Genomic DNA, 25491 nt, shown 5'->3' with positions numbered 1-25491 from the left:
TATGATACGAAGTCTTATCAGATATAAAGGAGATTAAGATTATGCCAAAAAAAATCATTGTCATCGGTGCGAATCATGCAGGTACTGCAGCGCTGAATACGATACTCGACAATTATAAGGATGTGGACGTCACCGCCTTTGACGCCAATTCCAATATTAGTTTCTTAGGCTGTGGAATGGCACTCTGGATCGGGGGACAGATTTCCGGGCCTGACGGACTGTTTTATTCCAGCAAAGAAATATTGGAAGGGAAGGGCGCAAAGATCTATATGGAGACCTCGGTCAATTCCGTAGATTTTGACAGCAAGGTCGTCTATACAAAGGATGCTGCCGGCAAAGACTGTGAATACCCTTACGACAAGCTGATCCTTGCCACAGGCTCTACTCCGGTGGGACCTCAGCTGCCAGGCATGAGCCTTGAAAATGTACAGTTTGTAAAGCTCTATCAGAATGCGGCGGAAGTCATCGAAAAGCTTGGAGATACCTCTATAAAGAAAGTCGCTGTCGTCGGAGCCGGATATATCGGTGTGGAACTTGCCGAGGCTTTTCAGAGAAACGGCAGAGAAGTCACTTTAATTGACTGCGCAGACACCTGCCTGTCCGCCTATTATGACGATATGTTCTGCAAACGCATGGAAAAGCAGCTGTCTGACCACGGAATCCATCTGGCATTTGAGGAAAAAGTCGAACGCCTGGAAGGAAACGAAAAAGTCGAGAAGGTGGTCACAGACAAACATACTTATGATGCCGACATGGTCATATTCTGTGTAGGATTCCGCCCCAACACAAAACTCGGAAACGGCCAGCTTAAGCAGTTCCACAACAATGGAGCCTATCTTACGGATCTCATGCAGCAGACCAGCCGCCCGGATGTCTATGCCGTAGGTGACTGTGCCACCGTTTACAACAACGCCATCGAAGACACGGATTATATCGCACTTGCCACCAACGCCGTCCGTTCCGGAATCATCGCCGCCCACAATGCCTGCGGCACAGAGCTGAAATCTCCGGGAGTACAGGGTTCCAATGGAATCAGCATCTGGGGCTTAAACATGGTGAGCACCGGGCTTTCCCTGGAGCGCGCAAAAAAGCTGGGTTTTGACGCCGCAGCCACAGACTATGAGGACTGGCAGAAAGCCGGATTTATGGAGAAGGACAACTATAAAGTCGTAATCCGCATCGTCTACGACAAAAAGACCAGACGCATCCTCGGTGCACAGCTTTGTTCCGACTATGATATCTCCATGGCAATCCACCTGTTTTCTATGGCCATCCAGGAAAAAGTGACCATTGATAAGTTAAAACTGTTTGACCTGTTTTTCCTTCCCCATTTTAATCAGCCGTACAATTATATCACTATGGCCGCACTGAACGCAGAATAGGAGTGATTCATATGCCGGAAGCAAAAAAATCAACCTCTTTCCATGAACTCTATAAAGAATTACTCCAAAAACAAATGAAAAATGAAGATATCAGTGAGGCTGACTATGATCCCCATCAGCTGGACTGCCTCTTAAATCCGGACCAGTATGCCCCGGTCATCCACACCGAATCATGTGAGAGCTGTGCCTATGACAGGGCCTGCAAAAACAGCTGTATTTTTGACGCCATCGAAGAAGTTGACGGAAAGCTGTCCATCGATCCGGATAAATGCAGCGGGTGCGGTGTCTGTATTGAGTCATGCAGGCTTGATAAGCTGGCGGAAAGCAAGGATATCTTCCCAGTGTTAAAAGAAGTGCGCAGTGAAGAAAAAGATGTGTATGCTCTGATCGCCCCTGCTTTCGTGGGCCAATATGAAAATGCTTCCCCAGGACAGCTGAGAAGTGCCCTGAAGGCCGCCGGATTCAAAGGAATGGTGGAAGTAGCGGTCTTTGCAGACATCCTGACTCTGAAAGAGGCTTTGGAATTTGACGAGCATATCAACTCAAACGATGATTTCCAGCTTACCAGCTGCTGCTGTCCGGTCTGGATCGCCATGATCCGCAAAATCTATCATGAACTGATTCCCCATGTGCCGGGAGCGGTCTCCCCGATGATCGCGGCAGGACGGGCAGTAAAGCAGATCCACCCCGATGCAGTCACAGTATTCATCGGCCCGTGCATCGCAAAAAAGAAAGAAGCCAGAGAACCGGATATTGCAGATGCAGTGGACTATGTGCTGACGTTTCAGGAAGTACAGGATATCTTTGACGCGGCCGGGATACAGCCGGAAGAACTTGCCGACAATGACAGGGAACACTCCTCCAGGGCAGGCAGGATCTATGCCCACACCGGCGGCGTCAGCGAAGCCGTAAGGTCTACTGTGGAAAAACTCAGTCCGGGAAGAGACGTCCCGGTCCGCGCACAGCAGGCGGACGGTGTCCCTGCATGCAAAGCCATGATCGAACAAATCCAAAAGGGCGAAACAGACGCCAACTTTTTTGAGGGGATGGCATGCAGAGGCGGATGTGTCGGCGGACCTAAAATTATCATTGATAAAGACAAAGGAAAAAGAAACGTAGAAACATACGGAGAGGAAGCTCCTTATAAGACGCCCCTTGACAATCCGTATGTGATGGAACTTCTCCACCGGCTCGGTTTTAAAAATATGGAGGAGTTTGTAGAAAAGAGCGATATGTTTACCAGAGAATTTGCAAATAGTTAAAAATACAAAGAATATATATTTCCCATTTAAACAAACATCCGTTACAGTAAAAATCAATTCTGTAACGGATGCTTGTTTTCGTTTAATCTAAACTTGTTTCTTTCCATTCATTCCTGAGATCTTCTACCAGATACTCATCGCTGCGGCAGTGCATATCAGAAATTCCTGATTTAAACGTTCTATAGCGGAATATTTATCGATTAGGCCAGGAATCCAAAGTATACAATTACCACAATACCAAGCAGAATCCGATAAACTCCAAAAACTTTGAAGTCATGTTTTCGGATATAACTTAACAGCAGACGGATTGCCAGGATGGACACTAAGAAAGAAACCAAGGTTCCCACAGTCAGGAGAATCCATTCACTGCCTGAAAACATTCCTACCTTCAGAAAATATTTGATCAGTTTCAATCCGCTGGCTCCGGCCATAACCGGCACTGCCAGGAAAAAAGAAAACTCACTGGCGACATAGCGGGAACAGCCCAGCAAAACGGCTCCCAGAATCGTTGCACCGCTCCTGGATGTCCCCGGAATAGCCGCAAGCACCTGAAAACATCCGATGAAAAACGCCGCTTTATATGTCAGATCCTCCAGTGACCGCATAGACGGACGCCTGTTTCTGCTCTCAATGACAATAAAGGCAATCCCGTACAAGATCAAAGTTGCCGCTATGACATAAACGCCGGAAAGATAATCTTCCAGTACCATATCCAGCGGAAGTCCCACGATGATGATCGGTATGCATCCTACAATGACCTTTTTCCAGAGGTTATATGTATCCCGTTTTTCCCTTCTGCTCTTGCGCGGAGAAAATGGATTCAGTTTGTGAAAAAATAAAACCAGCACTGCCAAAATAGAGCCGAACTGGATCACTACTTTGAATACTTCAAAAAACTCCGGGCTTGATGCCATCGGCCAAATATTGTCAAACAAAATGAGATGGCCCGTACTGCTGATCGGAAGCCACTCTGTGATTCCCTGAATAATACCGAGAACAATCGACTTTACGATTTCTATTACATTCATAATTAATCTCCCTTACATGTTTTGTCTATTATATTTCACATCAGGGAGAATTTCAACTTATAATATCGTCATTGATTGATATCATCAAAAAAATCTTTCAGATCTTTTCTCACTTCCGGTGACAGATCCTTCTTTTTTATTCCTTCCACCGCCCCTTCAAGTCCCCAGAGCAGATGGAGGCAGGCAGACTCGTCAAAAGCTCTTATCTTCAGCCACGCTTCTTTACTTCCGGCCTTAATCAGCTGCTCTTTCGTATAGATTCCCGCCTGGTTCAGCTGATCCTCTGTTTTTGCCCCGATGTTCTCAAGATCTTTCAGTTCTCCCATAATAACTCCTTCCCGGCTCACACTCCTCATAGGTATGCAGTGCCGAGCACGATGATTCCTAAAATAATTTCAAAGATAACTTTTCCGATCATATTGCGATCCGTAATATAAAGATAGGGCTCGTTTTCGCAGATAAAAACAGGATAAGGCTTTCCTGCCTCATAATTCTTTGATATTTCAGGAGGAATGTTTTCGCCGCTCTCATTTTTATAGACAACTCCCCCGTATGTATATTCAAAAGTAGGTGTGACGCTTCTGTTTCTTCCCGTGCCTGATATCTTACTCTCTACAAACCTTCCATAAACCATTGTTTTACATATACGGATTTTTATGAGATCAAAAACACCCAGAGAAATACTGAAAAGTCCAACGCAGCTCCAAAAAGCGATCCTCAAAAGTACCGAATTTTCTGTATAGACTGCATAGAATCCCACAATTCCCCCTGCCAATAAAATAAGACCCGAAATTTCTTTTTTAATCCAATAAAATCTTTTCCCTTTAAATCCGGAAGAAAAAAGAAAAAACAGACCTGACAATATATCTGCTGCTAAAAGAATTTTAATTACTGTATCCAATCTTGCTCCTCCTCTCTCATATATTCCAATTATAAATCATTCAGTTCCATTTGAAAATCATGAAAACTAAAAACAAAAACAGTCCCAGAATTCATATAATATCCCGGAACTGTTCTATATCTAATTTCTGCCGCCTTTTAAAGGCGCTCCTGTTAATCGCATATCTCTATTGTATAACTTATTTCTTTTGTTTCCCCTGCCTTCAATGACTGGATTAAATATTTTTTCCTGATATCCTGCACGCCCTGTCCCACGAAATCATTCATGCCATACCACGGTTCAATACAGATATATTCAGCTTTATCAATAGCAGAAGGCATACTCCAGACCGCCGCTGCCGGAAATCCCGGGAAACTTACTTTCAGATGATAGTCTGCCTTGTCACACTCAAGAAGCATGGATGAAATCCCGTCTTCAAAAATGAGCGCATCGTGCCGGAGAAGATCAGGATTTAATGGAAGCTCTCTGATCTGCCTGTCCACCGGATATGTTTCCCTAGTTATCAGCCTGCCCTTTATCCGGTGCGTATTCAGATCCAAGGTCCGGTCAAAGATCAGACGGTAATCTGACAGCTCTGTATCCTCTGCAAACTGAAATCCCGGATGGGCTCCAATAGAATAATACATGGTATTTGTTCCTGCATTCAGAATTTTCCATGTAACCGTAAGTTTTCTGCCTTCCAGCCGATGAGAAACCTGCAGGCAGAAATGATACGGGTAGGATTCATAAGTCTCTTCACTGCTCTGAAGCTCCATGACAATCTCCTCATCTGTTCTGTACACTGGTGTGAAATCCATGTCACGTGCGAAACCGTGCGCCTTCATTTTATAAATCTTTTCTCCCGCCATATAAGTTCCGCCGTAAAATCCTCCGATCGCAGGAAACAGGAGAGGCCCATGCTTCGGCCAGACTGGTCCTGCCTGCCATATATACTCCCGTTTCCTCACTTTATCGTACATTTCACATAATTCACTGCCGTGTTCTTTCACTGAAATCCGGCATATTTCATTTTCTATCTGGTACACTTTGAAGTCCCTCTCTTTCTTTCATACATCTGGATTTTTGTTATGAGATATAGTATAATGAAGCGGCAAAAAACATGAATTTTTTACCATTTTATCGGCTTGCATGCTTTCATCTGGTGAAAATGGACATACTATCTGCAAATATTCCCGTTTTGGAGGATTTGAAATGAATCGAAAATTTATGTCGGTCAAGAACTGTCTTTTGGAAAAAATTAATACAATGGCACCCAATGAAAAGCTGCCTTCTGAACGTGATCTCATAGAAGAATTCGGCTTCTCCCGCCCGACCATTCAAAAGGCACTGTCCGACTTGGAAAATGAAGGTATTATTTACCGCAGGCCAAGACAAGGCTCTTTTGTTTCTGAACGCCGTCTGCACAAATCCCTGGATTCCCTCCAGAGCTTTCCTGAAGACCTGCGGTCCTCAGGCGACGTCCCTTCGACCCGCCTGATCGCTTTTGAAATCATTGAGGCCTCTGAGACTGTGGCACGGAAACTGCATCTGAAAACAGGGGATCCCGTTTATTACCTTGTTCGGCTGCGGCACAAGAATGGAGATCCGATCATTTATGATTATTCTTACTATGCGCCATTTGCCATCCAGGATGCCAGCTGTGAAGTTTTCGTCGACTCCATATACAGCTTCATGGAACAAAGAGGCATGAAGATCTCCATGGCAGAAAAAACTGTGGATGCCATCCTTCCTCCAAAAGAAATAGCCGAAGCACTAAAACTACGCGATGACGAACCTGTTATCAAAATAGAAATGGTTGCCTACCTGTCGGACGGACGGCCGTTTGAGTATACGCTGTCCCATAAGAATCCAAAAAAATATTTGCTTGAAATAAAATCCTACCGCTGATAACGAAAAGGTGCCGGTCAAAAAGACTGGCACCTTTTCGTTATCTGATGGTCACCTCATCTCCAATCCGGCAGTCCGGGTATTCACCTTCCACATGTACAGTGCCGGGAAGGGCCGCTTCTCTGGCCGCATCAAAACGGACTGTACAGTGTCCCAGCTCTGAAAATGTTTTTGATGCCATATCTCCCACAGCAGTGACTGGATAGCTGAATTTCCCGATTGTCAAAATATCCCCGGGACAGATGGAAACTGTTTCCTCCGGCTCTCTTATGAGTACGCTGTAGTCTTCCAGGCCTCCGCCTGCGCACTGCCCAAAAAAAATCAGCATATTTTCATCCCGGAAGTCACATGCCTGCGCTCCGATGCCCAGTATCTTCGCCGTATATTTCATTTTTAATTTTCCCTCCTAAAATACCAGCTGGCCAATGATGACCGCAATGAGGATCTCGACTGGAGCTACCACAAATTTAGAGAACAGCACTGCAGATACTCCCACCTCTACCGTCTCCGGCTCCGCCTCACAAAGTGACATGCCTACCGGAATAAAATCTGCTCCGCAGGGCTGATGGATTGCAAATACAGTAGGAAGCGCCATGGTAAGCGGTACGGCACCCGTGCTGATGAGTCCTCCGATCAGTGCCCCGATCACCTGCGGGATCACCGCTCCCGGTCCAATGATCGGAGAGAGCAGCGGAAATGTGATGATCAGGCCCATTACAATCAGTCCTATAGGAGAAGTTGCCAGTCCTGACAGTGCATTTGCAATAATATTCCCGACCCCGGTACTTGTGATCAGCGTAAATACTGTTGACACAAAAATCAGAAATGGGATAATGGTTTCCAGACAGAGTTTAAACGAAGTTCTTGCAGCCTGTACAACTGTCATTACAAACTTTCCGATCCCTGCAGCAACTGTTGTCATAAATTTAGAAACTGTTTTCATATTTTTCCCCTTCCACACACTCAATCTTCAGCGGTAACATTTTTAACAGTAGAGCCGGACACGTAAATCCCCTCTTTACAAAATGATCCAAATGGTCCGCTTGGCCCGGTAGGATTCAGGTTGATCGTCTTTAAACCCTTTTTCGGAAACATCCCAAGCCGGAGGCTCCCTCCGCAGTTTACAATGACGCATGCAGTTTCGGCATCCGGAACCGGTTTACGGAATCCGTCCACCGCTTCTCCCCCGATGATCCCGGCAATTTTTTCTGCCAGCGGATGAATGCCCACACCTGTCATACATACAACTTTTGTTCTTTTCCCTTCTGCACTGATCTCCAGCGGAGTACCAAATCCCCCGCCTCCTTTTGATACGATAGCTTTTCCCATTTCTGCAACCTCCTGTATAAATGATATCTTTGTCAGACACAGTACTGTACGTTAGTATGCTTCTCCATGTTTTCTTGCTTCCACCTCTTCCCAGTTGATGCCTTCACGCTTGGCAAGTATCCCGTTGACTTTCTCAATCGTAAGTCCAATCATCGAAGAGGTACATAATCCGATCAGGAATGTACATACCGCCAGAACTCCTCCGGCCTGTGCCCCATACATTTTAACAACCCCCTCGTATACCCCCAGCCACACATACATTTCTGCCGGATTTACATGAGGAAACAGACACATCATCGGCGCCATATTGGTACGGTTTGCAACCTCAAAAAAAGCGGCTTTATACTTTTCTTTCAGATAACGGCCGAAGGTAAATACAATGGGGCTTCCGACAAAGAAGTTTCCAAGATACGGAAGAATAGTATATCGGGTAAAAAAGTTTCCTGTCAATTTTTGCGCAAAGTTATCAAAGCGTTCCTCCCCGACCAGACTCACCACCGCATTCAGTACTGTCAGTGCGATCAAAGCCATTGGCAGGATGCCCAGCATATTGTCAAGGAACGTCGTTCCTGCCGCCTTGAAGAATCCTGTCAGACCTTTTGCGACAGCAACAAATGCTGTAATGATGCCCGGAAGCTCAAATGCGGTCTCGTTTGCCGCTGATGCAAGTTGTGTAAGCATATATTTTTCCTCCTTTTGCTTTTGAAGGGGGCAGGCAGCGCCCCCTTACGATTTGTTCTCTGAGTAAATACGTTATGCAGTGCACTTATCAGCAGACTGACCGTCAGAGACGATACTGAAGTCTTTTTTATATTTTGCAACAGCCATATCGACCCATTCTTCGGTGATCGGCTTTGCGTTAATAATGGTATAGCGCAGTCCTTCCCGCTCGGTAAAATCGGCGAGAGTCAGCAGTCCGGTGCGGAGCTGGTCCTCCGTAATCCCCAGACCCTCCAGTGTAACATCGATCCCCAGGCGCTTCAGCATCATCAGCGCTCTCTCGTGCTGGTTATCCTGGAACAGAGACATAAAATAGACGGTCATTCCGATGATCTGACCATGCAGAAACGGTTTTTTGCACACAAATTCCATGTTGTCGAAAAACGCATGTTCACTTGCGCTTTCCCACATCGTGTGATTCATCCTGGCACTGTATTCTGCTACCCACCGGAAAGCCTCACACATGAAATAAATTCCGTCATCATTGACTTCACGGATATTGTCAATATTTTCTGCCAGCATACCGAGCAGGTATTGGGCTCCGTCACAGATTTCCTGTGAAAATTTATGGCTCTTTGTGACCATACTGTTCAGTTTCCAGTCGTAAGAAGCAGTCAGACAGGCCAGCAGGTCGCCCGCCCCTGAAATATTCAGGTATTTCGGCGCTCCTTTAATAATGTCAAAGTCAATATAGATGGCTTCCGGGAAAATACGTCCCATATAAGTTACAACATTATGAACCCTCATGGCAGATTTATAGCAGAATGCGGCATTGACGGACAGGACTGTCGGCACACTGTGGATTTTCCTGCCCAAATGTTCAGCCATCCATTTTCCTGCATCAATTGCCATTCCACCGCCCATTGCAACAACGGTGTCCACTCCTCGGTACTTTTCTACATCTTGTTCCAGAGTGGAGATTTCAACGTCCTTTACTATATAGACTTTATAATCATTTTTTAATTGTTCTTTATATTTTTCAAATACAAATCCGTCAGTTACGACAAGATAATTACTGAGATCAGCTGTCAATCCAGGTAACAGATTTCTTCCATAGACCAGACGGAACTGATCTCCGACATGTGGAAATATCATATTTGCAGTCCTCCTTCTTAGAAGTATTGATTGCAGCGGCTGTATATGGTAGACTTAAATCAGATATTAATTTTGATAGCCGGCAGCTTTGGCAAGCTCTGCATCGATGACGATTGTGGCGTCTCTGTGCATCTTGAGCATAGTTGCCGGTATTTTGCATGTAATCTCATCGTCCGTAAGAAGCGCTTTCATTACCGGCACTTTATTCTCTCCCGTGGCAATGAGTACAATCTTTTCTGCTTTCATAATGTCGCCAATTCCCATTGTGATCGCTTCTTTCGGTACATCATCCGGTGAGTCAAAGAACCTGGAGTTTGCAGCGATCGTGCTCTCATCCAGTTTTTCGATATGTACTCCTGCTGTAAGCTTTTCCCCCGGTTCGTTAAATCCAATATGTCCGCTCACACCGACTCCCAAGAGCTGGAGGTCTACCATCTTATCTTCGTACAATTTTTCATTAAACAATTGAATCTCATCTTCTGCTTTGTTCCTGCCGGACGGCACATAAGTGTTTGCCGCGTCAATTCCTGCCGGCCCGAAGAAGCGGCATGCCATATAGCTGCGGTAGCTCTGCGGGCTGTCCGGGTCCATTCCGATGTATTCATCTAAATTGACAGTCGTGATTCGGGAAAAATCTACCTTTCCTTCTTTATAGGCATCTACCAGAAACGGATAAACCTGTTCTGCTGTTCCCCCGGTTGCAAGACCCAATTTTGATTCTGGTTTTTTCTGAACCTGTGTAATAATTTCGTTTGCCGCGGCCCGGCAGGATTCTTCATAACTTTTTGTCACGATAACCTTCATAATGATGTACTCCTTTTCTATTAGCTTTGATATGTTTCTCGTGGATATGTCCACGATTAGATTATACTGCACATGTCCAGATTTAGCAATACATTTTTGTAATCTTTTTTATATTTATTTTAAACATTCTCTGCATCCTTATGTAATTTGTATAATTTTTCGAATTTTTCTTATATATATACATAATATTTGACCACAAAAATAATTAGTGTTATACTACTCCCGGGAATTAACTTGGTCATATCCAGATGGTCTCCACCGTTTCAAAGCACTGGACCAGTCCACAAATTATTCTCAGCAATACATTCATCAATGGGAGGATTTAAAATGAATCGAAAGTTTATGTCCATCAAGCATTGCCTGTTAAAAAAGATCAGCAGCATGTCGCCGAATGATAAACTCCCCTCTGAACGCGATTTAATAGAAGAGTTTGGGGTTTCACGCCCGACGATTCAAAAGGCTCTTTCTGATCTGGAAAATGAAAGAATTATTTACAGGATACCGAGACAGGGATCTTTTGTCTCCGATCTGCGGCTCCGCAAGTCACTGAACAAACTCAAAAGTTTTGCAGAAGACCTCCGTTCTACGGGAGATACCCCATCTACCCGTCTGATTTCCTTTGAGATCATTGAGGCTTCTGAGACCGTGGCCAGACAGTTGGATATAAAACCAGGTGATCCTGTATATTATCTTATCCGTCTGCGCTTTAAGAATGGAGATCCTATTATTTATGACGATTCATATTTCGCACCGTTTTCTGTTAAGGGGATCACTTGTGATGTACTCGTTGATTCTATCTACCAATTCATCGAATCGCACGGCATGAAAGTTTCTATGTCCAAAGAAACGATCAGTGCCGTACTCCCGCCGGAGGCGATCGCGAAAGCATTGGAGCTTCAGGAAGATGAGCCTGTCATCAAACTTGATATGGTCGCTTACTTGTCAGACGGCCGCCCCTTTGAATATACAATTTCACATAAAAACCCCAAAAAATATCTGCTGGAACTGCACTCTTACCGTTAAAAAACAGGAAGAAAACCCTTATCAGGTCTTTCTTCCTGTTTTTATATCATCAATATCGGTTTATGCGGCATCTGCCTGCTTCTGCTTTTTAAATCCATCTTCCAGATACTCAGCCGCCATACATTTTGCTTTTTCAAGCTGAGACAGCTTTTTCTTTTTTCCCAGATCTTCTATAATTTCACGGTAATTTCTCTCCCTAAGTTCATGATCCTCCCGAAATCCTGAAAACACAAAATTCCCGCTTGTCTTATAACCGCAGATAATATTCCCTTCCTCATCGGTAACCAGTACATAAGCGCGGTTCCCCTTCCAGTGACGGGCGAGCCCTACGCTGGACACCGGGCCCGACTTCCTGATCTTTACAAGCTGTTTATTCAGCCTGTGGATCTGAGGCAGTGCCATCAGCCTGCTCACAACGGCCATCGCCAAAAATAACAGCACAACACCAAACAAATTGTTGTTCATAAAACTTCCTCCTTCTGCTCACAGAGCATTGACTCTTCCCCCAATATGTTTTATGGACATATCCATCCATAACACTTTTTACAGTGTAAATACTGTGTATTTATCGTATCCTCAAAAAAATATACACAAATCAACTTTATGGACATGTCCAGTTCTTGTGTTTATTGTACAGGAATTGAAACTTGATTGCAACTGTTATTATCGTGATAAAATCATCATATTAAAGTCAGTCGTCGCAGGCAGGGGGAATATAGCTGCAGAGCACAACACTCAGATTGAGAAAAAACATAGAACAAGGTGGGCAAGCCCCACACTTCAGCTCCCCAACCCCTCACTCTTTGAGAGGCTTGACAACTTTGCGTACCAGATGCGATTTGACGTAGTCAAATGATTTCCTTACGCATTCTTATAAACGTTGGTTATTACTCTGTTTCTTTATTCCTTTATCTTGGCCCACAATTCAATACAGCAGTCATCCTGCTCAGGTCTGAAATACTTCTGCATCAAAATAGGCTCCGGAATCATTCCTCTCTTTGGAAGCCAGACATCATACAAATACCTGCTTGCTTTATACAAAGCCTCAGAGACAAGAATCTCAAAATTTTCTGCCTCATAACTGCACACGATATACCGGCCCTCTGGCATCGTCCTTTCTTCAGAATCATGATCCTGTTTTCGTTTTTTTGTTCCGACAAAGTAATCAAAATACTCCGGATCACTGCCAGGCGTTAAGATGTCTACATACTCCCTGTTGTGATCTTCAGGCAGCTGTTTCCACAATTCAGTCAGCATATTGATCTTCGGCTCACCCAACTCCTTCACGGATGCTGTCCGGCTCTTTCCTGTAAAAATAACATCCTGCTTCAAATGTTCCTTCCTGATCTCCAGTACCATCTGCTCCACTGCCAGAGGAGCACCCTCCTCGATCAGAGTGTGGTTCAGCATAAGATCGGGCTTTACAAAAGCATCCAGAGTCAGATCACTTTTCCTGTACTCATCCGGCGTAATGCCGTATGTCTCCCGAAATGCCTTTGTCAGGCTGCTGTGGCCTGCAAACCCGCACTCCAGGGCCACGTCGAGAATCGTGCAGCTCCGATCCCTGAGCTTTTCTGCGGATTTTGCAAGGCGTCTTAGTTTCAGATATTCATTTACATTTTTGCGGACCAGACGGTGAAACAGCCTCTGATAATAGTACTTAGACAAATGTGCCTTTGCTGCCAGAACATCTACCGAAATCTCATCTCCATAGTGTTCTTCAATATAATCCAGCGTTTTTTGTATTGCTTCCCAAGCGTACATATTCTTCCTCCTGATTCTTTGTGATATAAGACAAGTCTAAAGGATGTTCAAGTTGTACGCTTGCCGTAGAATGCTCTCTTTTTCAACTTTTTCCTCTCTAAAGGAGGTGTCCTGCCGCCCCGCTGTGCCCGCAGTCGGCCAGCTGTTCATCGGGAAGCGTACACACTCTGCGCTCCTTTTCCACCAGCCGGCTTACAAACTCTGTGGACGGGGCTTTTAAAAGATCTTCGGGTGCGGCATACTGTTCAATCTTTCCGCGGTCCATGACCAGCACTTTTGTTCCAAGCTTCAGCGCTTCCGAGATATCATGGGTCACAAACATGACCGTGATCCCGGTTTTCTCATAGATCTGCCTGAGTTCAGTCTGGAGCTGTCCTCTCGTGATCTCATCCACGGCTCCGAAAGGCTCGTCCATCAGCAGGATGTCCGGCGAGGCAGCCAGGGCCCTTGCAATTCCGACTCTCTGCTGCTGTCCGCCGGAAAGTTCTGAAGGATACCTTTCTCTCATATCTTCCTCCAGCCCCACGATGCCCATCCACTTCTCCACCGCTTTTTTTGTGCGCTCCTTATCCTTTTTGTTGAGCAGGTCAGGAACATAGGAGATATTTTCTTCCACCGTCATATGCGGAAACAAAACGCTTCCCTGGATGGCATAGCCGATATTTCTTCTCAGGCTGATCATATCCATCTCTGAGATATCCCTGCCTTCCACAAAAATACTGCCGCCATCGGGGATTACAAGGCCGTTTACCATTTTCAGAACCGTCGTCTTTCCGCAGCCGGAGGACCCTATCACCGTCACAAATTCACCCCGCTCAACCGTCAGGTCAAAACCTTCTATGACGGTTTTTTCGCCGTATACTTTTTTAATCTGTTTGAATTCAATCGCTTTGCTCATCCGGGCCTCCTTACTTTAACAGTCCTTTGCTTTTGAGAAAATCTTCTGCCGCTTCCTTAGGTTCTTTCTTCTTCGTCTCCACTTCATAATTGATCTTTGCCATCAGCTCATCGGAGAGGATGCCGTTAAGCTTTTGAAATACCGCTTTCAGTTCCGGATGCTCATTCAGCACATCATCCCTGACTACATTTCCGCAGGAATAAGAAGGATAAAAGTTCTTGTCATCTTTCAGGACGACCACATCAGACACACTCAGCTGTCCGTCCGTGGTAAATATATTCATCACATCTATTTTCTTTTGTCCGATCGCTTTATATTTCAGGCCGATATCCATGTCCATCGTATTTTTAAACTTGAACCCGTAGGTCTTGCACAGAGCGTCGTAGCCATCTTCCCGCTCGAAGAAATCATACTCCGCTCCAAAAGTCAGCTGACCCGCCGCCCTCTTTAAATCTGAATAAGTCCTTAAGTTATATTTCTCCGCAGTCTCCCGGCGCACAGCCAATCCGTAGGTATTGTTAAATCCGTACATTCCAAGCCACTGCATCCCGCATTTTTCTTCATATCCGGCTTTCAGCTGTCCGAACATATCCTCTGTATAAATGCCGCTCTTTTTCAGTACCATATTCCATCCGGTTCCCGTGTACTCCGGATAAATGTCGAACTCCCCTTTTTCCATGGCCGGCTGGATATTGGAGGTTCCTCCGCCCACACCCTGGGTCAGTTCTGTGTTCAGCCCCGTCTCCTGCTCAATAAGAATACTCAGCATCTCTCCCAGGACATACTGTTCCGTCATCGGTTTGGTTGCAATATGGACAGTATCCTTCTTCTTTTGCCCCCAAAAGGCCCCAGCCGTCAGTGCTGCCGCTATCACAAGAACCAGGATCAATAAAATCCTGTTTGCCTTCCGTGCTTTCCTGTCCCTTACCTTCATTCTTTGTTCCACAAAGCCGAGAATAAAATCCATGGCCAGCGCCAGAAGTGCGATCAGAAGGCTTCCCGCCAGAGTCATCGCCCCATTGTTGGTCGTTATACCGCGGTAGATCGCCACTCCCAGTCCTCCTGCCCCGATAAACGATGCGATACCTGTAAGAGCAATGGTCATTGTGACCATATTTCTGATTCCGGACATGATGACCGGCATGGCAAGCGGAAGTTTAATCTTAAATAAAATCTGCGCCCTTGTGCTGCCCATTCCCTTGGCAGCCTCAAGGATTCCTTCGTCAATGTTGCTCATTCCCGTATGCGTATTTCGCACCATCGGGAGCAGCGCGTATACGGTCAGAGCGATCACCGCAGTGGCATTTCCGATTCCGGAAAATGGGATCAGAAATCCCAGCATGGAGATCGATGGAATCGTATAGAGAAAATTGATCAGTCCAAGAGCCGGTTTTGCATACCTTTGATACTCACTGATCAGGATTCCCACGACACCTCCAAATATAATCGCAATAAAAATAGCAATCAGAGAAATTTCAAGGTGCTCGAAAGCCAAGCCCATGAAAAATCCGCTCCGCTGTGTTAATACGTTCCACATTTGATGCAGCATAGACTATCCATCCTTCCTTTGAATTGCGCCCGCAGGACACTGTTCCTTACAAAGTCCGCAGTGCAGGCAGTGTTCCTGCTGTATTTTATAAGGCTTTCCCTCACTGATGCATTGCTGGGGACATACGTCCCTGCACGTCCCGCAGCCGATGCAGGCTTCTGTGATCAAAAAGCCTTTTTCTTCTTTTTTCATTGTGCCGATAGTGAAACGTTCCCTATAGGTCGGAACTTTCCCCAGATCGAAAAACTCCAGCCAGCCGTCCTCGATGCAGAAAGCCTCCGAGATATAACGGCTTTCCCCCGGATATACATCGTTCATCATCGGGTTTTCCTCAAAGATCCGGTCAATCCACATTTTTTGATCCGAAAGTTTTTTCACCGGGCCGGAGAGCCTCACCATCTGAAATTCTTTATTCATTCCTGTAATGGCTGTATATTCATTTGCCATCAGCTGTCGGTAAAAGTCTTTCCCTCTTTCCGTACAAAAATACAGCTTTTCTCCCTCTGCGATCATGACATCGATGATGCGCACCTGGGGATGTCCTTCTTTATCGACCGTTGCGAAGGCCACATCTTTGATCTCTCTTAATAATTTAATACACTCTTCTGCTGTCATCCCTTTATCCTCCTTTGTGACTGCCCAGATTCTAACCACATGATAATTCCCCGATCTCCAAACGTAAAGTACGCACAAAAAAGTAGGATGGTTACCGCCAGGAAATCCGGTATCTTTCGGATACCATAAAATGCAGAAAGGAGCGGCTAACTCTGATTAACCGCTCCTCACTATTCTTCACTGATAATTTCAGCTTTAAAGACATTGATCGTATCCGCGTCAGGACAACAGAACACCGCCGTTCCTTCCGGCTGACCCGGAATGGTTCCCCCGTATCTTAAAATATCAACATACGGAAACGCCACATGCATAGCCATCGGACAAAGCCGGCCCCTCTCCGTATCAAAATCAAAACTGTCTCCGACCCTGTGTCCCCGGTGACATCCGTGATCCCCTTTTCTTTGGACCAATGTAAGTTTAATCTTCGGACGACTCAAAATTAAGCACCTCCAAATTTTTCTCAATCGGTATTCCCTTAAATTTATCAGCTGTTTCATGGTTAATAGCAATCAGCTGTCTGACCGCAGACATAGCTCTCTGCGCCGCTTTTTCAAGCGCTGTTCCATTCAGCACCTGGCTTGCGAGAATGGCTGAAAATATATCTCCGGTTCCGGGAAAGCGAACCGGAATCTGTTCAAACGGAAGCTCAGACACCGTATCCGTCTGATGATCATAGATCAAAACAAAATCCCCGGCCTCCGTCTTTACACTCGTGATGACGATAGATTTCGCACCAAGCTTTCTGAGCTTTTTGAGAATCTCTCTGCCCTCTCCCTGGGTAATGACTTCCTTTCCCTGACACATACCCGCCAAAAAGCTTGCTTCCGTCAGGTTCGGCACAATCACATCGGCCAGGGAACACAGATCTCTCATATAGCCGACGGTTTTTTCTTCAATTCCATTGTAAAGCTTTCCTTCATCTCCCATAATGGGATCGACAAAAATCCAGGTTCCTTTCTCTTTCTGCTCTCTCAGATAGCCTGAAATCAGTTTCACCTGCTCTTTGGAAGCGATAAATCCCGTGCAGACGGCGTCAAAAGAAAATCCCAGTTCCGCCCAGACTTTCATTGTCTTCCTCATATACTCGGTGGTCTCTAATATCTCGAACTTTCCATAGTCGAGAGTGTTTGAGACCAGTGCAGTGGGAAGGTTATATAAATTAAGTCCGGCGTGGGTCATGACCGGCAGCATGGCAGACAGGGCCACTTTGCCGTAACCGGCCAGATCATTGATCAACAGTATTTGGTCTTTCATGTCATTCCTCATCTTTCCCTACTCTATATTTTTTTCCAAAACACTTATGAGCCGCTTGTAGTCAATCGGTTTTGAGACATGATCATTCATGCCTGCTGCCAGCGCCTTAGCCATGTCCTCCGCAAAGGCATTGGCCGTCAGCGCGATCACCGGAACCTTAAGAGCCTGGGGATGTGTGCTGCTCCGGATCTCTTTTGCTGCGGTGTATCCGTCCATGACGGGCATCTGCAGATCCATAAGGACTGCCTGATAATATCCCGGTTCAGAGGCCAGAAACATATCCAGAGCTTCCTTTCCATTCTCTGCGTTTTCAACCGCGAAGCCCGCTTCGGTTAGTATGGTTTCCGCAATCTCCATATTAAGTTCATTGTCTTCTACCAGCAGAAGCCGTTTGCCCCTGAGTCTGTCCGAGCACCTGGAATCAGACCCTGGCCCATCCTGAATTTCAAATCCCGCCATCCTGTGCTCCGCAACCTGATCCGAATCGGCGATCTTCAGATTCAGAGTGACGATAAAACGGCTTCCCTGACCCTTCCGGCTTTCTGCCTGGATATTTCCGTTCATCGCAGAAACGATTCCCTGGGCAATGGACATTCCAAGCCCTGTTCCCTGTACTCTGCGGACCTTGGAATCATCTGCCCTGGAAAACGGTACAAAAATATAGTTAAGAAAATCCGGGTCCATTCCGATACCGTTATCCTCCACAGTAAAGACAAAGCTTGCGGCCCCAGGCGTGCGGCCAGTAACCTCCTGGACTTCAACGATGATCCTGCCCCCGTTCTGGGTGTACTTTACAGCGTTCGTAATCAAATTGATCAGCACCTGCCTGATCCTCCCCGCGTCACCGATAAAATCAGTGTGGACTACATCCACAGTTCTGAATAAAAGCTCCTGGCCCTTCTGCAGTGCTTCCGGACGTGTGATTGAGTTGATATCCGTGATCAGTTCCCTCAGACAAAACGGTTCTTCTGTCAGTTCGATCTTTCCCTTTTCTATCTTCGACATATCCAGAATCTCATTGATCAGATCCAGCAGGTGGCTGCTCGACATGTCTATCTTTGTGAGACATTCCCTCACTTTTTCAGGATCATTGATCCTGGATGCAGCAATGGAGGTCATGCCCATGATCGCATTCATCGGAGTCCTTATATCATGGGACATCTGGGCCAGAAAACTGCTTTTTGCCTCATTGGCTTTCTTGGCGGCCTCGTACGCTGCCAGCAGCGCCTTTCTGTTTCTCTCTTCCTGCTCTTTCTCCTCCTCTACGCTGTGGGCAGCCAGGATGACTTTTACCGGAATTCCGTTCCGGCTCTCCGCCAATATGATATGGATGCGCATCCATCCGTAACACCCGTCATAGTCCCGTCTGAATTCCCTTGCATAAATCGTTTCCCCGGCACCAATCCTCTGCCGTATGGAATCAACAGAGAGCTCTCCCGCAAATTTATCCCTCTCATTTTCATGGATCAGTTTCATGTACGCTGATTTGAGTTTTTCATAGCGGTCGCTGCCGTCCAAATACCCCTCCAGATCTTTTCTGATACTGAAAGACTGGAACGACTCATCTGCCAGATCCACATAAAACACAGAGTGATAGAAGGATGAGAGTCCCTTGATAATATTTCTCGACTCAAAGTAAAGCTTCTTCTGTTTTTCTTCCTCATATTCCTCCATCTTTTGTTCATTGATATTCATATTGGCAAAGACAACCTTCGTCACCTTTCCGTCTCTCATCTCAGCAATACTGAAACGGGAGCGCACCCAGCCCAGACGATCCGGATATATCCTGCGGAAATCTACATCATATACAGGATTCTCCTCAGACAAAGTCTGTCTCAGAAACTCAGGACTGCCGGCTCTCTGCATTTTTTCCCGGTCTTCCGCAAAGACATGCTCCCGCACAAATTTCCCGTAATAACGTTCGAGGCTGCCTTTCGGAAACTCTCTGTTCCTGTAAATAGTATCCTCCTGCCAGATAGCTTCCTGTATATCCTCTTCCAGATCAAACAAATAGATCGAATAATAACACTCGCAGAGATTGGAGAGCACATTTTCCCGCAGCTGGGACTCTCTTTTATCATCAATACAGCGAAGAGTCAATAAAATATGTTCTTCCAGGCTCTGCCTGATGCAGGCAGAATAAAAATTATAATAATGCAGATTCCCCTGTTCATCTGAGAGACGAAGAGTTCCCTCCAGATAATTCTTTTCCCGGTAACTCTGTCTGTCAAATATATGATCAAATATTTTCCGGTCCTCCGAAGGCATCTTCGGCTTCATCTTGCTGTGGAAGTCCGGAAACGGCCCATGTCGGTTTAATTCAGCCCATTCTCCTGATCCATGGATACAGCTGTACTCCGATTTCCCCAGATCCGCACTGATGACCAGCTGATAGATCTGCGACACCGCAACCTGAGCAGTTCTGGCACTGATCCTTTTTTCCATCTCCTGATCCTGCTCATCAAATGCCACGATCACCCATGGAAATTCCTCAGAATACCCTGTGGACGGCACGATCCTGATCTTTCTCCAGCCACCGGTCCTGCTCCGGTAGAATTCCTCAATCTGAGACGCTCCTTCCCTGATCCTTCCGGCAATATAACTGCTCTTTGATGACTCTGAAATCATCTTTTCATATGCAGGTGACGCTTCATTGGCAGCATAGCAGCTTAAAAATTCTTCATAATCAGAAAACATCTGCGTATAAACCCTGAAGGAATCTGTCGACTTGATCGTCTTATAGGTTCTGTTCTTCATGTTGCAGAGAAAAATCCCGGTATAGCTGTCGCTCAGAGTCTGTATGACTGCGTCATACTCCTGCTTGAGCATGACGGTATTGGTAATATTCTGGTGATACCCTCTTAAGCATACTCCTTCTTTGTAGCTCCAGTCCCGGACTCCTCCGCAGCGCACATAGATACGCCCCCACTTTGGATGTTCCCATGGATACTGCACTTCTGCCCGCTCATCTTTCATTATCTTTTCCACCGCAGACTCAACAATCGGACAATACTCATCCTCGATGCGTTCATACCATGCCTGATAGCATTGCTCCGGCGAAGGTTCCGATTCAAGCCCCAGCAGCTCCAGCATAGCGCTGTCGGCGTACATCCTCGGTTTTTGCCCGTCATCTAATTCGATCACCCACAGTCCTGTCTGTGCCTCCCGCAGAATCTCCTGCATTTTCTGCGTATCCCTGAAATGGTCAAGCATATCTTTTTCCTTTCCTGTTTTAGATCTATCCCATCTGTCATTAGTATAACACGGTTTATTCTCTGTGCCCATTTGCTTATAACAAAACTCAGATGATTTTCACTCCTAAGAACCGCACCAGATCCATAGCCTGCATCGGGCCGATCCTCAGCCCGCGCAGTTCCCGAAAAGTATCGGATATCATGATTCCCTCGATGTTGCTGTCCGATAAGTCGATTCCTTCCAGCTGTGTCTTAAAAAAATCGACCCGGGAAAGGTTTACTTTTTCAAACCGGACTTTTTTAAATTTGACTTCCGCAAAAAATGCTTCGCTGAAGTCAACTCCTTTGAGTCTGCATCCGTCCCAGAGTGTGCTTTCATAGTTGGCATAGTGATAACATCCTTCTTCCACTATTGTTTTGCGGAATGTGCTCTGGCTGAAGTCCCCTCCGTCACCTTTGCATCCCGATATCTCCGTTTCTTTTAAATAGCAGGACTGAAATCTGCAGTTGGAGAAATCACAATTCACAAATTTTACATTGTAAAACATAGAACCGCTGAAATCACATGATACAAACCTGCATTTTTTGAAGCAGACATGATTAAATTCCACCTTCACAGGCATTTCCAGACACAGGGTCTCTCCTTCATAGTTTTTTTGTATCAGCGGCTCTTCCTCGGCCGCCGCCTTTATCACATCGTCTTCCAGCATTCCAAGCCTCCTTTTGTCACTCCTTTTCTGCCGCCACGATCAGCATCATAGGACGGCGCATTTCATCCCGCATACCCGGCAGATCCAGCATTTCCTCCGGCGGCTTGGGTTCTGTGATATGTCTCAGCACAAAGCCATGCCGCAGCAGTGTATTCAGATATGTCGTCAGCGTTCTGTGGTATTTTACTACCTGTTCTCCGAGAAAGACCGCATCCCTTTTTCCCTCAAAAAAATACCGGTCCACAGGGAAATGCAGAATCTCTCCGTCTTCGTCATAATACCAGTCCTGAGTTCCATATGCGGTAAATACGGGATGTTCTGCCGAAAACACAAACTTCCCGCCCGGCACAATCCATTGGCTGATCTTTTCTGCCAGGGCTTCAAAATCCTTCACGTAATGGAATGCAAGTGAGCTGATGACCACATCAAACGATTCCTTTGGAAAGTCCAGATCTTCCATGGCACATCTTCGGTACCGGATCTTTTCATGGCTGTTTTTTTCACCTGCTGTCTCCAACATTTTTTCTGAAATATCAATGCCTGTCACAGATTCAGCCCCATGTTCCGCCGCATAAATGCAGTGCCATCCGTAACCGCATCCCAGATCCAGAACTCTTTTTGAAGCAAAATCAGGCAGGACTTTCTGAAGCTCAGACCATTCCCCGGCACCTTTAAGCCCCCTTTTTGAACGGTCCATCTGACTGTATTTCAGAAAAAATTCCTCGTTGTCATATTTATTTTCTTTCATAATCCTCCCGGCACCTCCATAGCCGCATGACCTGCTCTGCCGCAGCCGCCATATTCTTCTGTGCATATTCGGGTTGCATGGCTTTTCCGATCGTCACTGTCTCTCTCAAAATCGGAAAGAAAGCGTCGATCCCGCGGCTGTTGCACTTCGGCGCATCTTCTGCAATGCATCCCGCAAATGCAATGACAGGCTTGTTATATTTTTTTGCCAGCTCTGCCACACCCACCGGGGCTTTCCCCATTGCAGTCTGGCCGTCCAGCCGTCCTTCCCCTGTGATGACCAAACCGGACTCCCGGATATATTCTTCCAGCCTGGTTTCTTCCAGTACAATTTGAATTCCGGATTTCAAGACCGCATTTGTAAATGTCAGAAAAGCGAATCCAAGTCCTCCGGCGGCGCCGGTTCCCGGCTGTTTCGGATCAGCGCCGCAAAACTTCTTCCCCGCAAGCTCAGCATAGCCTTCAAGCCATCGGTCCATATCTTTTATCATCAGAGGATCAGCCCCTTTCTGGGGCCCATAGACCGCACTGCACCCACGATCCCCGCACAGAGGATTGGTCACGTCACATGCGATCTCAAACTTACATTCGCTTAACTCCGGAAGCACGCAGGTGTCCGTAATCCTCTCAAGCTCAGCGAGTCCTCTGGCTCCAAAAGGAACCTGCTCTCCCCCGGCATTCAGGAAACCGTATCCCAGGGCCTGAAGCATCCCAATCCCGCCGTCATTGGTTGCACTTCCGCCAATTCCAATGATAAATTTGCGGCAGCCTTTCTGCACTGCATCCCGAATGACTTCTCCAACACCATAGGTTGTTGTGTACATGGGATTTCTATCTTTTTCTGGGACCAGCGTTATTCCGGCTGCACCAGACATTTCAATAACAGCTGTACCGCTTTTTTCAATTAAGCCATAACTGCACTCCACAGGCTTCCCGACCGGTCCGGTAACGGTAATTCTCTCTTCTTTCCCGCCCATACCGCAGACCAGTGCTTCCACCGTTCCTTCACCTCCGTCTGCCAGCGGCCTTACCTGTACTTCCGCTTCAGGATATACACGCAGGATGCCGTCTGAAACAGCCTGTCCTGCCATCATAGAAGACAGGCTTCCCTTAAATGAGTCCATTGCAACTGTTATTTTCATCCGGACTGCCTCCCGTCTCTGCCACGCTTTGTATACTCCCTAATTGCCGAAAATAATAATTCAGGCTCAATAGGTTTCGCCAAGTGTTCGTTCATACCTGCATTCCTGCTCATTTCCCGGTCTTCTTTATATGCATTTGCCGTCATCGCAAAAATCGGAATCCTTTCTGAGTCCGGCCGGTTCAAGGCTCTGATACGGCGTGCTGCCTCAAGTCCGTCCATAATCGGCATCCGGATATCCATCAATATCACCTGATAGGTGCCCGGACATGAATCCGTAAATTTCCTGACAGCCTCCTGTCCGTTTTCTGCACATTCCACCACGGCTCCGGCATTTTCCAAAAGATAAACAGCGATCTCTGTATTAAGTTTATTATCTTCACACAAAAGAATACGGACGTCTTTGATGTCAAAATCCTGCTTTTTGTCCTGGTCCGCACAGTCCTTGTTCATTTCGCAGATCTCCGGCCACAGATCAACTGTGAATACGGTTCCCTGTCCCACCTCACTGTTCACCTGTATCTTCCCATCCATCAGCTCTACCAGTGACCGGACAATTGCCAGCCCAAGTCCCGAATTTCTTATATCGCCTCCTGCATTCTCCCTCCTCTCCTGGGAAAACGGTTCATACATATGTTCCTGAAATTCTTTGCTCATGCCGATCCCATTGTCTTTGATCAGCAGTTGTATATGAATCCTTCCGTTATTTTCTTCCAGATCTCTGACATGCAGTTCAATCCGTCCTCCCCCGGGTGTATACTTTACCGAATTATTGAGAAGGTTCAAAATGATCTGATTCATCCGCAGCTTGTCCATCAGAATGGTAGAATATCTTATCTCTTCTTTATAAAAATTAAACTGGATGTCCTTCCTGCGGCACTGAGGAATGATCAGAGATTCTACCTGCTGCTGAAACTCGTCAATTCCATAAGGTTCTGGGTTCAGTTCGATCACATTTCTTTCAATTTTTGAAATATCCAGAACATCGTTCAGCAGGCCTAAAAGGAACTGTCCTGAAGCTTCCAGTTTATCCAGGTATGACCGCACTTTGCCGGAATGATCCAGCTCATTTCTGGCAAGAGAAGCCAATCCCAGGATCGCATTCATGGGTGTCCGGATATCATGGCTCATTCTGGACAGAAAATCAGTCTTTGCATTGCTGGCCTGTTCAAGCTCAGAAGAGATGATCTTCTGTTTTTCTAAAGCTTTTGAAAGCTGTTCCTGGAGTTCATGTTCTTCTGTGACATCTGTATAAGTGGCGTAGAACAGTTTATAATCCGGAGCAGACTCCTGCAGACGCAGATCTGCATTCACCCACACATAGGAGCCGTCACCCCGCAGGAGCCGGTATTTCTTCACGACAAAATGTTCTGTCTCATACCCGGCTTTATATTCTTTCCTCACTCTTTCCATATCATCAGGATGTACCCCGGCAAACGCATCGTCAAAATACTGGCTTTCCAATTCCGCTTCCGACGTATCCGGCACCCTGGCATCCTGCGCCGTCCTTTTAATCCTTAACATACGGTATTGTCCGATATTTCCGTATACAGGGATCAGTTTATCATAAGAAGGCATCTTCAAAATGACAACTCCAGAAGAAATTGCATCCAAAATCTCATAAGCCGTATCTGCTTTCTGTTCCGACTGTTTTAAGGAACCTTCCAGCTGTCTTTGATTCTGTCCCATGCGTTCTTCCTGTTTTGATTTCTGCATAAACACAGAAAGGAGACGCGATATGTAAACAAGAGCCGTGTAGATCTCATCCCTCTGATAACTGCATTCGGGCTGGATACAGCTGCAGACACCCAGGTAGCCTCCCGGCTGCCCATTATCCCAGATAGGACACTGGACCGCGGACCTGATCCCCTTTTCCTTAAATATTGCAGTTAAACCCATGGGAAACTCATCAGACCCAATACAGCAGAAATCTTCCCGGCAGTACAAAAGTTTGGAATTCCTTTCTTCCAGTTCCTCTTTAAGTGAAAATTCAGTACAGTTTTTCCATTCATATACTCTTTCTATCAGATCCCCGCTGTCAGAAGTCTCGGCAATATATGCAGCATCCGCCTTAAAAACCCTTCCAATCAATTTCAAAATACAGTCTGCCGCCTGACCGATATTCCCATTTTTGTACATCACATCGAATGCATCACTCATGAACTGACCCAAATTCAGATCCATTTAT

The 25491-nt window shown here is 46.1% G+C and carries 26 protein-coding genes; 4 read left to right on the top strand and 22 right to left on the bottom strand.

Translation table 11 applies throughout. The features are described from left to right. The first annotated feature begins 41 nt into the window (after positions 1-41). Positions 42-1382: a H2O-forming NADH oxidase gene (gene nox / locus ANCC_RS04010; protein WP_006568602.1), complete on the top strand. Its 1341-nt coding sequence runs from the start codon at positions 42-44 to the stop codon at positions 1380-1382. A gap of 11 nt (positions 1383-1393) precedes the next feature. Next, a complete protein-coding gene (locus ANCC_RS04005) occupies positions 1394-2644 on the top strand; it encodes a [Fe-Fe] hydrogenase large subunit C-terminal domain-containing protein (protein WP_006568603.1) in 1251 nt (416 codons plus the stop codon). A 200-nt stretch (positions 2645-2844) separates the two neighbouring features. Here the strand turns inward: ANCC_RS04005 and ANCC_RS04000 are convergent, their stop codons facing one another. The 4 genes from ANCC_RS04000 to ANCC_RS03985 all read right to left on the bottom strand — a co-directional run bounded on the left by ANCC_RS04000 (position 2845) and on the right by ANCC_RS03985 (position 5598). Further along, entirely contained in the window at positions 2845-3672 is an 828-nt protein-coding gene (locus ANCC_RS04000; protein WP_006568604.1) for an undecaprenyl-diphosphate phosphatase, read from the bottom strand. Positions 3673-3740: 68 nt separating this feature from the next. Further along, positions 3741-3998, bottom strand: coding sequence for a TfoX/Sxy family protein (locus tag ANCC_RS03995; protein ID WP_039947006.1), 258 nt, complete (start codon positions 3996-3998; stop codon positions 3741-3743). Positions 3999-4024: 26 nt separating this feature from the next. Then, entirely contained in the window at positions 4025-4573 is a 549-nt protein-coding gene (locus ANCC_RS03990; protein ID WP_006568606.1) for a hypothetical protein, read from the bottom strand. Positions 4574-4725: 152 nt separating this feature from the next. Next, a complete protein-coding gene (locus ANCC_RS03985) occupies positions 4726-5598 on the bottom strand; it encodes an aldose 1-epimerase family protein (protein ID WP_039947007.1) in 873 nt (290 codons plus the stop codon). A 166-nt stretch (positions 5599-5764) separates the two neighbouring features. On the opposite strand from ANCC_RS03985, the gene ANCC_RS03980 reads away from it, so the two are divergent. Continuing rightward, complete coding sequence (locus ANCC_RS03980; protein WP_156340659.1) at positions 5765-6460, top strand: GntR family transcriptional regulator; 696 nt, start codon at positions 5765-5767, stop codon at positions 6458-6460. A gap of 40 nt (positions 6461-6500) precedes the next feature. On the opposite strand, the gene ANCC_RS03975 is transcribed toward ANCC_RS03980, so the two are convergent. The 6 genes from ANCC_RS03975 to ANCC_RS03950 form a co-directional block, all read right to left on the bottom strand. After that, positions 6501-6851 carry a PTS glucitol/sorbitol transporter subunit IIA gene (locus ANCC_RS03975; RefSeq protein ID WP_006568609.1) on the bottom strand — a complete coding sequence of 117 codons (351 nt, stop codon included), beginning with the start codon at positions 6849-6851 and terminating at the stop codon, positions 6501-6503. Positions 6852-6866: 15 nt separating this feature from the next. Further along, entirely contained in the window at positions 6867-7403 is a 537-nt protein-coding gene (locus ANCC_RS03970) for a PTS glucitol/sorbitol transporter subunit IIB (RefSeq protein WP_039947009.1), read from the bottom strand. 20 nt (positions 7404-7423) lie between these two features. Continuing rightward, positions 7424-7789, bottom strand: coding sequence for a PTS sorbitol transporter (locus tag ANCC_RS03965; protein WP_006568611.1), 366 nt, complete (start codon positions 7787-7789; stop codon positions 7424-7426). Between the two features lie 51 nt (positions 7790-7840). After that, a complete protein-coding gene (locus tag ANCC_RS03960; RefSeq protein WP_006568612.1) occupies positions 7841-8470 on the bottom strand; it encodes a PTS glucitol/sorbitol transporter subunit IIC in 630 nt (209 codons plus the stop codon). A 72-nt stretch (positions 8471-8542) separates the two neighbouring features. After that, positions 8543-9604, bottom strand: coding sequence for an iron-containing alcohol dehydrogenase (locus ANCC_RS03955; RefSeq protein ID WP_006568613.1), 1062 nt, complete (start codon positions 9602-9604; stop codon positions 8543-8545). 66 nt (positions 9605-9670) lie between these two features. Then, positions 9671-10408: a glucosamine-6-phosphate deaminase gene (locus tag ANCC_RS03950; RefSeq protein ID WP_039947010.1), complete on the bottom strand. Its 738-nt coding sequence runs from the start codon at positions 10406-10408 to the stop codon at positions 9671-9673. Between the two features lie 327 nt (positions 10409-10735). On the opposite strand from ANCC_RS03950, the gene ANCC_RS03945 reads away from it, so the two are divergent. Continuing rightward, entirely contained in the window at positions 10736-11431 is a 696-nt protein-coding gene (locus ANCC_RS03945) for a GntR family transcriptional regulator (protein ID WP_039947012.1), read from the top strand. A 60-nt stretch (positions 11432-11491) separates the two neighbouring features. Here the strand turns inward: ANCC_RS03945 and ANCC_RS03940 are convergent, their stop codons facing one another. From ANCC_RS03940 to ANCC_RS03885, 12 genes are all read right to left on the bottom strand, one after another. After that, a complete protein-coding gene (locus ANCC_RS03940) occupies positions 11492-11896 on the bottom strand; it encodes a transcriptional regulator GutM (protein ID WP_006568616.1) in 405 nt (134 codons plus the stop codon). Between the two features lie 435 nt (positions 11897-12331). Further along, on the bottom strand, positions 12332-13195 hold the full coding sequence (locus ANCC_RS03935) for a helix-turn-helix domain-containing protein (RefSeq protein WP_006568618.1): 864 nt from the start codon (positions 13193-13195) through the stop codon (positions 12332-12334). A gap of 97 nt (positions 13196-13292) precedes the next feature. Beyond that, positions 13293-14093 (bottom strand): ATP-binding cassette domain-containing protein, encoded by an 801-nt coding sequence (locus ANCC_RS03930; RefSeq protein ID WP_006568619.1) that lies wholly within the window; start codon positions 14091-14093, stop codon positions 13293-13295. Between the two features lie 10 nt (positions 14094-14103). After that, positions 14104-15642 carry an ABC transporter permease/substrate-binding protein gene (locus tag ANCC_RS03925; protein ID WP_006568620.1) on the bottom strand — a complete coding sequence of 513 codons (1539 nt, stop codon included), beginning with the start codon at positions 15640-15642 and terminating at the stop codon, positions 14104-14106. A gap of 3 nt (positions 15643-15645) precedes the next feature. Next, on the bottom strand, positions 15646-16257 hold the full coding sequence (locus ANCC_RS03920) for a 4Fe-4S binding protein (protein WP_050754307.1): 612 nt from the start codon (positions 16255-16257) through the stop codon (positions 15646-15648). 170 nt (positions 16258-16427) lie between these two features. Beyond that, on the bottom strand, positions 16428-16694 hold the full coding sequence (locus tag ANCC_RS03915; protein ID WP_039947013.1) for a TIGR04076 family protein: 267 nt from the start codon (positions 16692-16694) through the stop codon (positions 16428-16430). Next, on the bottom strand, positions 16675-17511 hold the full coding sequence (locus ANCC_RS03910) for a pyridoxamine kinase (RefSeq protein WP_039947014.1): 837 nt from the start codon (positions 17509-17511) through the stop codon (positions 16675-16677). The genes ANCC_RS03915 and ANCC_RS03910 overlap by 20 nt, the downstream gene beginning before the upstream one ends. Positions 17512-17529: 18 nt before the next feature. Beyond that, positions 17530-20724, bottom strand: coding sequence for a hybrid sensor histidine kinase/response regulator (locus ANCC_RS03905; RefSeq protein WP_039947027.1), 3195 nt, complete (start codon positions 20722-20724; stop codon positions 17530-17532). Between the two features lie 88 nt (positions 20725-20812). After that, positions 20813-21415: a pentapeptide repeat-containing protein gene (locus tag ANCC_RS03900; protein WP_006568625.1), complete on the bottom strand. Its 603-nt coding sequence runs from the start codon at positions 21413-21415 to the stop codon at positions 20813-20815. Between the two features lie 16 nt (positions 21416-21431). After that, positions 21432-22163 carry a class I SAM-dependent methyltransferase gene (locus ANCC_RS03895; RefSeq protein ID WP_006568626.1) on the bottom strand — a complete coding sequence of 244 codons (732 nt, stop codon included), beginning with the start codon at positions 22161-22163 and terminating at the stop codon, positions 21432-21434. Then, the gene (locus ANCC_RS03890) at positions 22150-23304 is read right to left on the bottom strand and encodes a glycerate kinase family protein (protein WP_006568627.1); all 1155 of its coding nucleotides are present in this window, start codon (positions 23302-23304) and stop codon (positions 22150-22152) included. The genes ANCC_RS03895 and ANCC_RS03890 overlap by 14 nt, the downstream gene beginning before the upstream one ends. After that, positions 23301-25487, bottom strand: coding sequence for a PAS domain-containing hybrid sensor histidine kinase/response regulator (locus ANCC_RS03885; protein ID WP_006568628.1), 2187 nt, complete (start codon positions 25485-25487; stop codon positions 23301-23303). Before ANCC_RS03885 ends, ANCC_RS03890 begins: the two co-directional genes overlap by 4 nt. Between the last annotated feature and the right edge of the window lie 4 nt (positions 25488-25491).

It is taken from the genome of Anaerostipes caccae L1-92 (genome assembly GCF_014467075.1).
GTDB classification, from domain to species: domain Bacteria; phylum Bacillota; class Clostridia; order Lachnospirales; family Lachnospiraceae; genus Anaerostipes; species Anaerostipes caccae.
This window is presented reverse-complemented; position numbering and strand designations above follow the sequence as displayed.

Bases quoted from the DNA above. Each gene is read 5' to 3' on its own strand.
- nox (WP_006568602.1), top strand. From the start codon at position 42: ATGCCAAAAAAAATCATTGTCATCGGTGCGAATCATGCAGGTACTGCA.
- ANCC_RS04005 (WP_006568603.1), top strand. From the start codon at position 1,394: ATGCCGGAAGCAAAAAAATCAACCTCTTTCCATGAACTCTATAAAGAA.
- ANCC_RS04000 (WP_006568604.1), bottom strand. From the start codon at position 3,672: ATGAATGTAATAGAAATCGTAAAGTCGATTGTTCTCGGTATTATTCAG.
- ANCC_RS03995 (WP_039947006.1), bottom strand. From the start codon at position 3,998: ATGGGAGAACTGAAAGATCTTGAGAACATCGGGGCAAAAACAGAGGAT.
- ANCC_RS03980 (WP_156340659.1), top strand. From the start codon at position 5,765: ATGAATCGAAAATTTATGTCGGTCAAGAACTGTCTTTTGGAAAAAATT.
- ANCC_RS03975 (WP_006568609.1), bottom strand. From the start codon at position 6,851: ATGAAATATACGGCGAAGATACTGGGCATCGGAGCGCAGGCATGTGAC.
- ANCC_RS03970 (WP_039947009.1), bottom strand. From the start codon at position 7,403: ATGAAAACAGTTTCTAAATTTATGACAACAGTTGCTGCAGGGATCGGA.
- ANCC_RS03965 (WP_006568611.1), bottom strand. From the start codon at position 7,789: ATGGGAAAAGCTATCGTATCAAAAGGAGGCGGGGGATTTGGTACTCCG.
- ANCC_RS03960 (WP_006568612.1), bottom strand. From the start codon at position 8,470: ATGCTTACACAACTTGCATCAGCGGCAAACGAGACCGCATTTGAGCTT.
- ANCC_RS03955 (WP_006568613.1), bottom strand. From the start codon at position 9,604: ATGATATTTCCACATGTCGGAGATCAGTTCCGTCTGGTCTATGGAAGA.
- ANCC_RS03950 (WP_039947010.1), bottom strand. From the start codon at position 10,408: ATGAAGGTTATCGTGACAAAAAGTTATGAAGAATCCTGCCGGGCCGCG.
- ANCC_RS03945 (WP_039947012.1), top strand. From the start codon at position 10,736: ATGAATCGAAAGTTTATGTCCATCAAGCATTGCCTGTTAAAAAAGATC.
- ANCC_RS03940 (WP_006568616.1), bottom strand. From the start codon at position 11,896: ATGAACAACAATTTGTTTGGTGTTGTGCTGTTATTTTTGGCGATGGCC.
- ANCC_RS03935 (WP_006568618.1), bottom strand. From the start codon at position 13,195: ATGTACGCTTGGGAAGCAATACAAAAAACGCTGGATTATATTGAAGAA.
- ANCC_RS03930 (WP_006568619.1), bottom strand. From the start codon at position 14,093: ATGAGCAAAGCGATTGAATTCAAACAGATTAAAAAAGTATACGGCGAA.
- ANCC_RS03925 (WP_006568620.1), bottom strand. From the start codon at position 15,642: ATGCTGCATCAAATGTGGAACGTATTAACACAGCGGAGCGGATTTTTC.
- ANCC_RS03920 (WP_050754307.1), bottom strand. From the start codon at position 16,257: ATGACAGCAGAAGAGTGTATTAAATTATTAAGAGAGATCAAAGATGTG.
- ANCC_RS03910 (WP_039947014.1), bottom strand. From the start codon at position 17,511: ATGAAAGACCAAATACTGTTGATCAATGATCTGGCCGGTTACGGCAAA.
- ANCC_RS03905 (WP_039947027.1), bottom strand. From the start codon at position 20,724: ATGCTTGACCATTTCAGGGATACGCAGAAAATGCAGGAGATTCTGCGG.
- ANCC_RS03900 (WP_006568625.1), bottom strand. From the start codon at position 21,415: ATGCTGGAAGACGATGTGATAAAGGCGGCGGCCGAGGAAGAGCCGCTG.
- ANCC_RS03895 (WP_006568626.1), bottom strand. From the start codon at position 22,163: ATGAAAGAAAATAAATATGACAACGAGGAATTTTTTCTGAAATACAGT.
- ANCC_RS03890 (WP_006568627.1), bottom strand. From the start codon at position 23,304: ATGAAAATAACAGTTGCAATGGACTCATTTAAGGGAAGCCTGTCTTCT.
- ANCC_RS03885 (WP_006568628.1), bottom strand. From the start codon at position 25,487: ATGGATCTGAATTTGGGTCAGTTCATGAGTGATGCATTCGATGTGATG.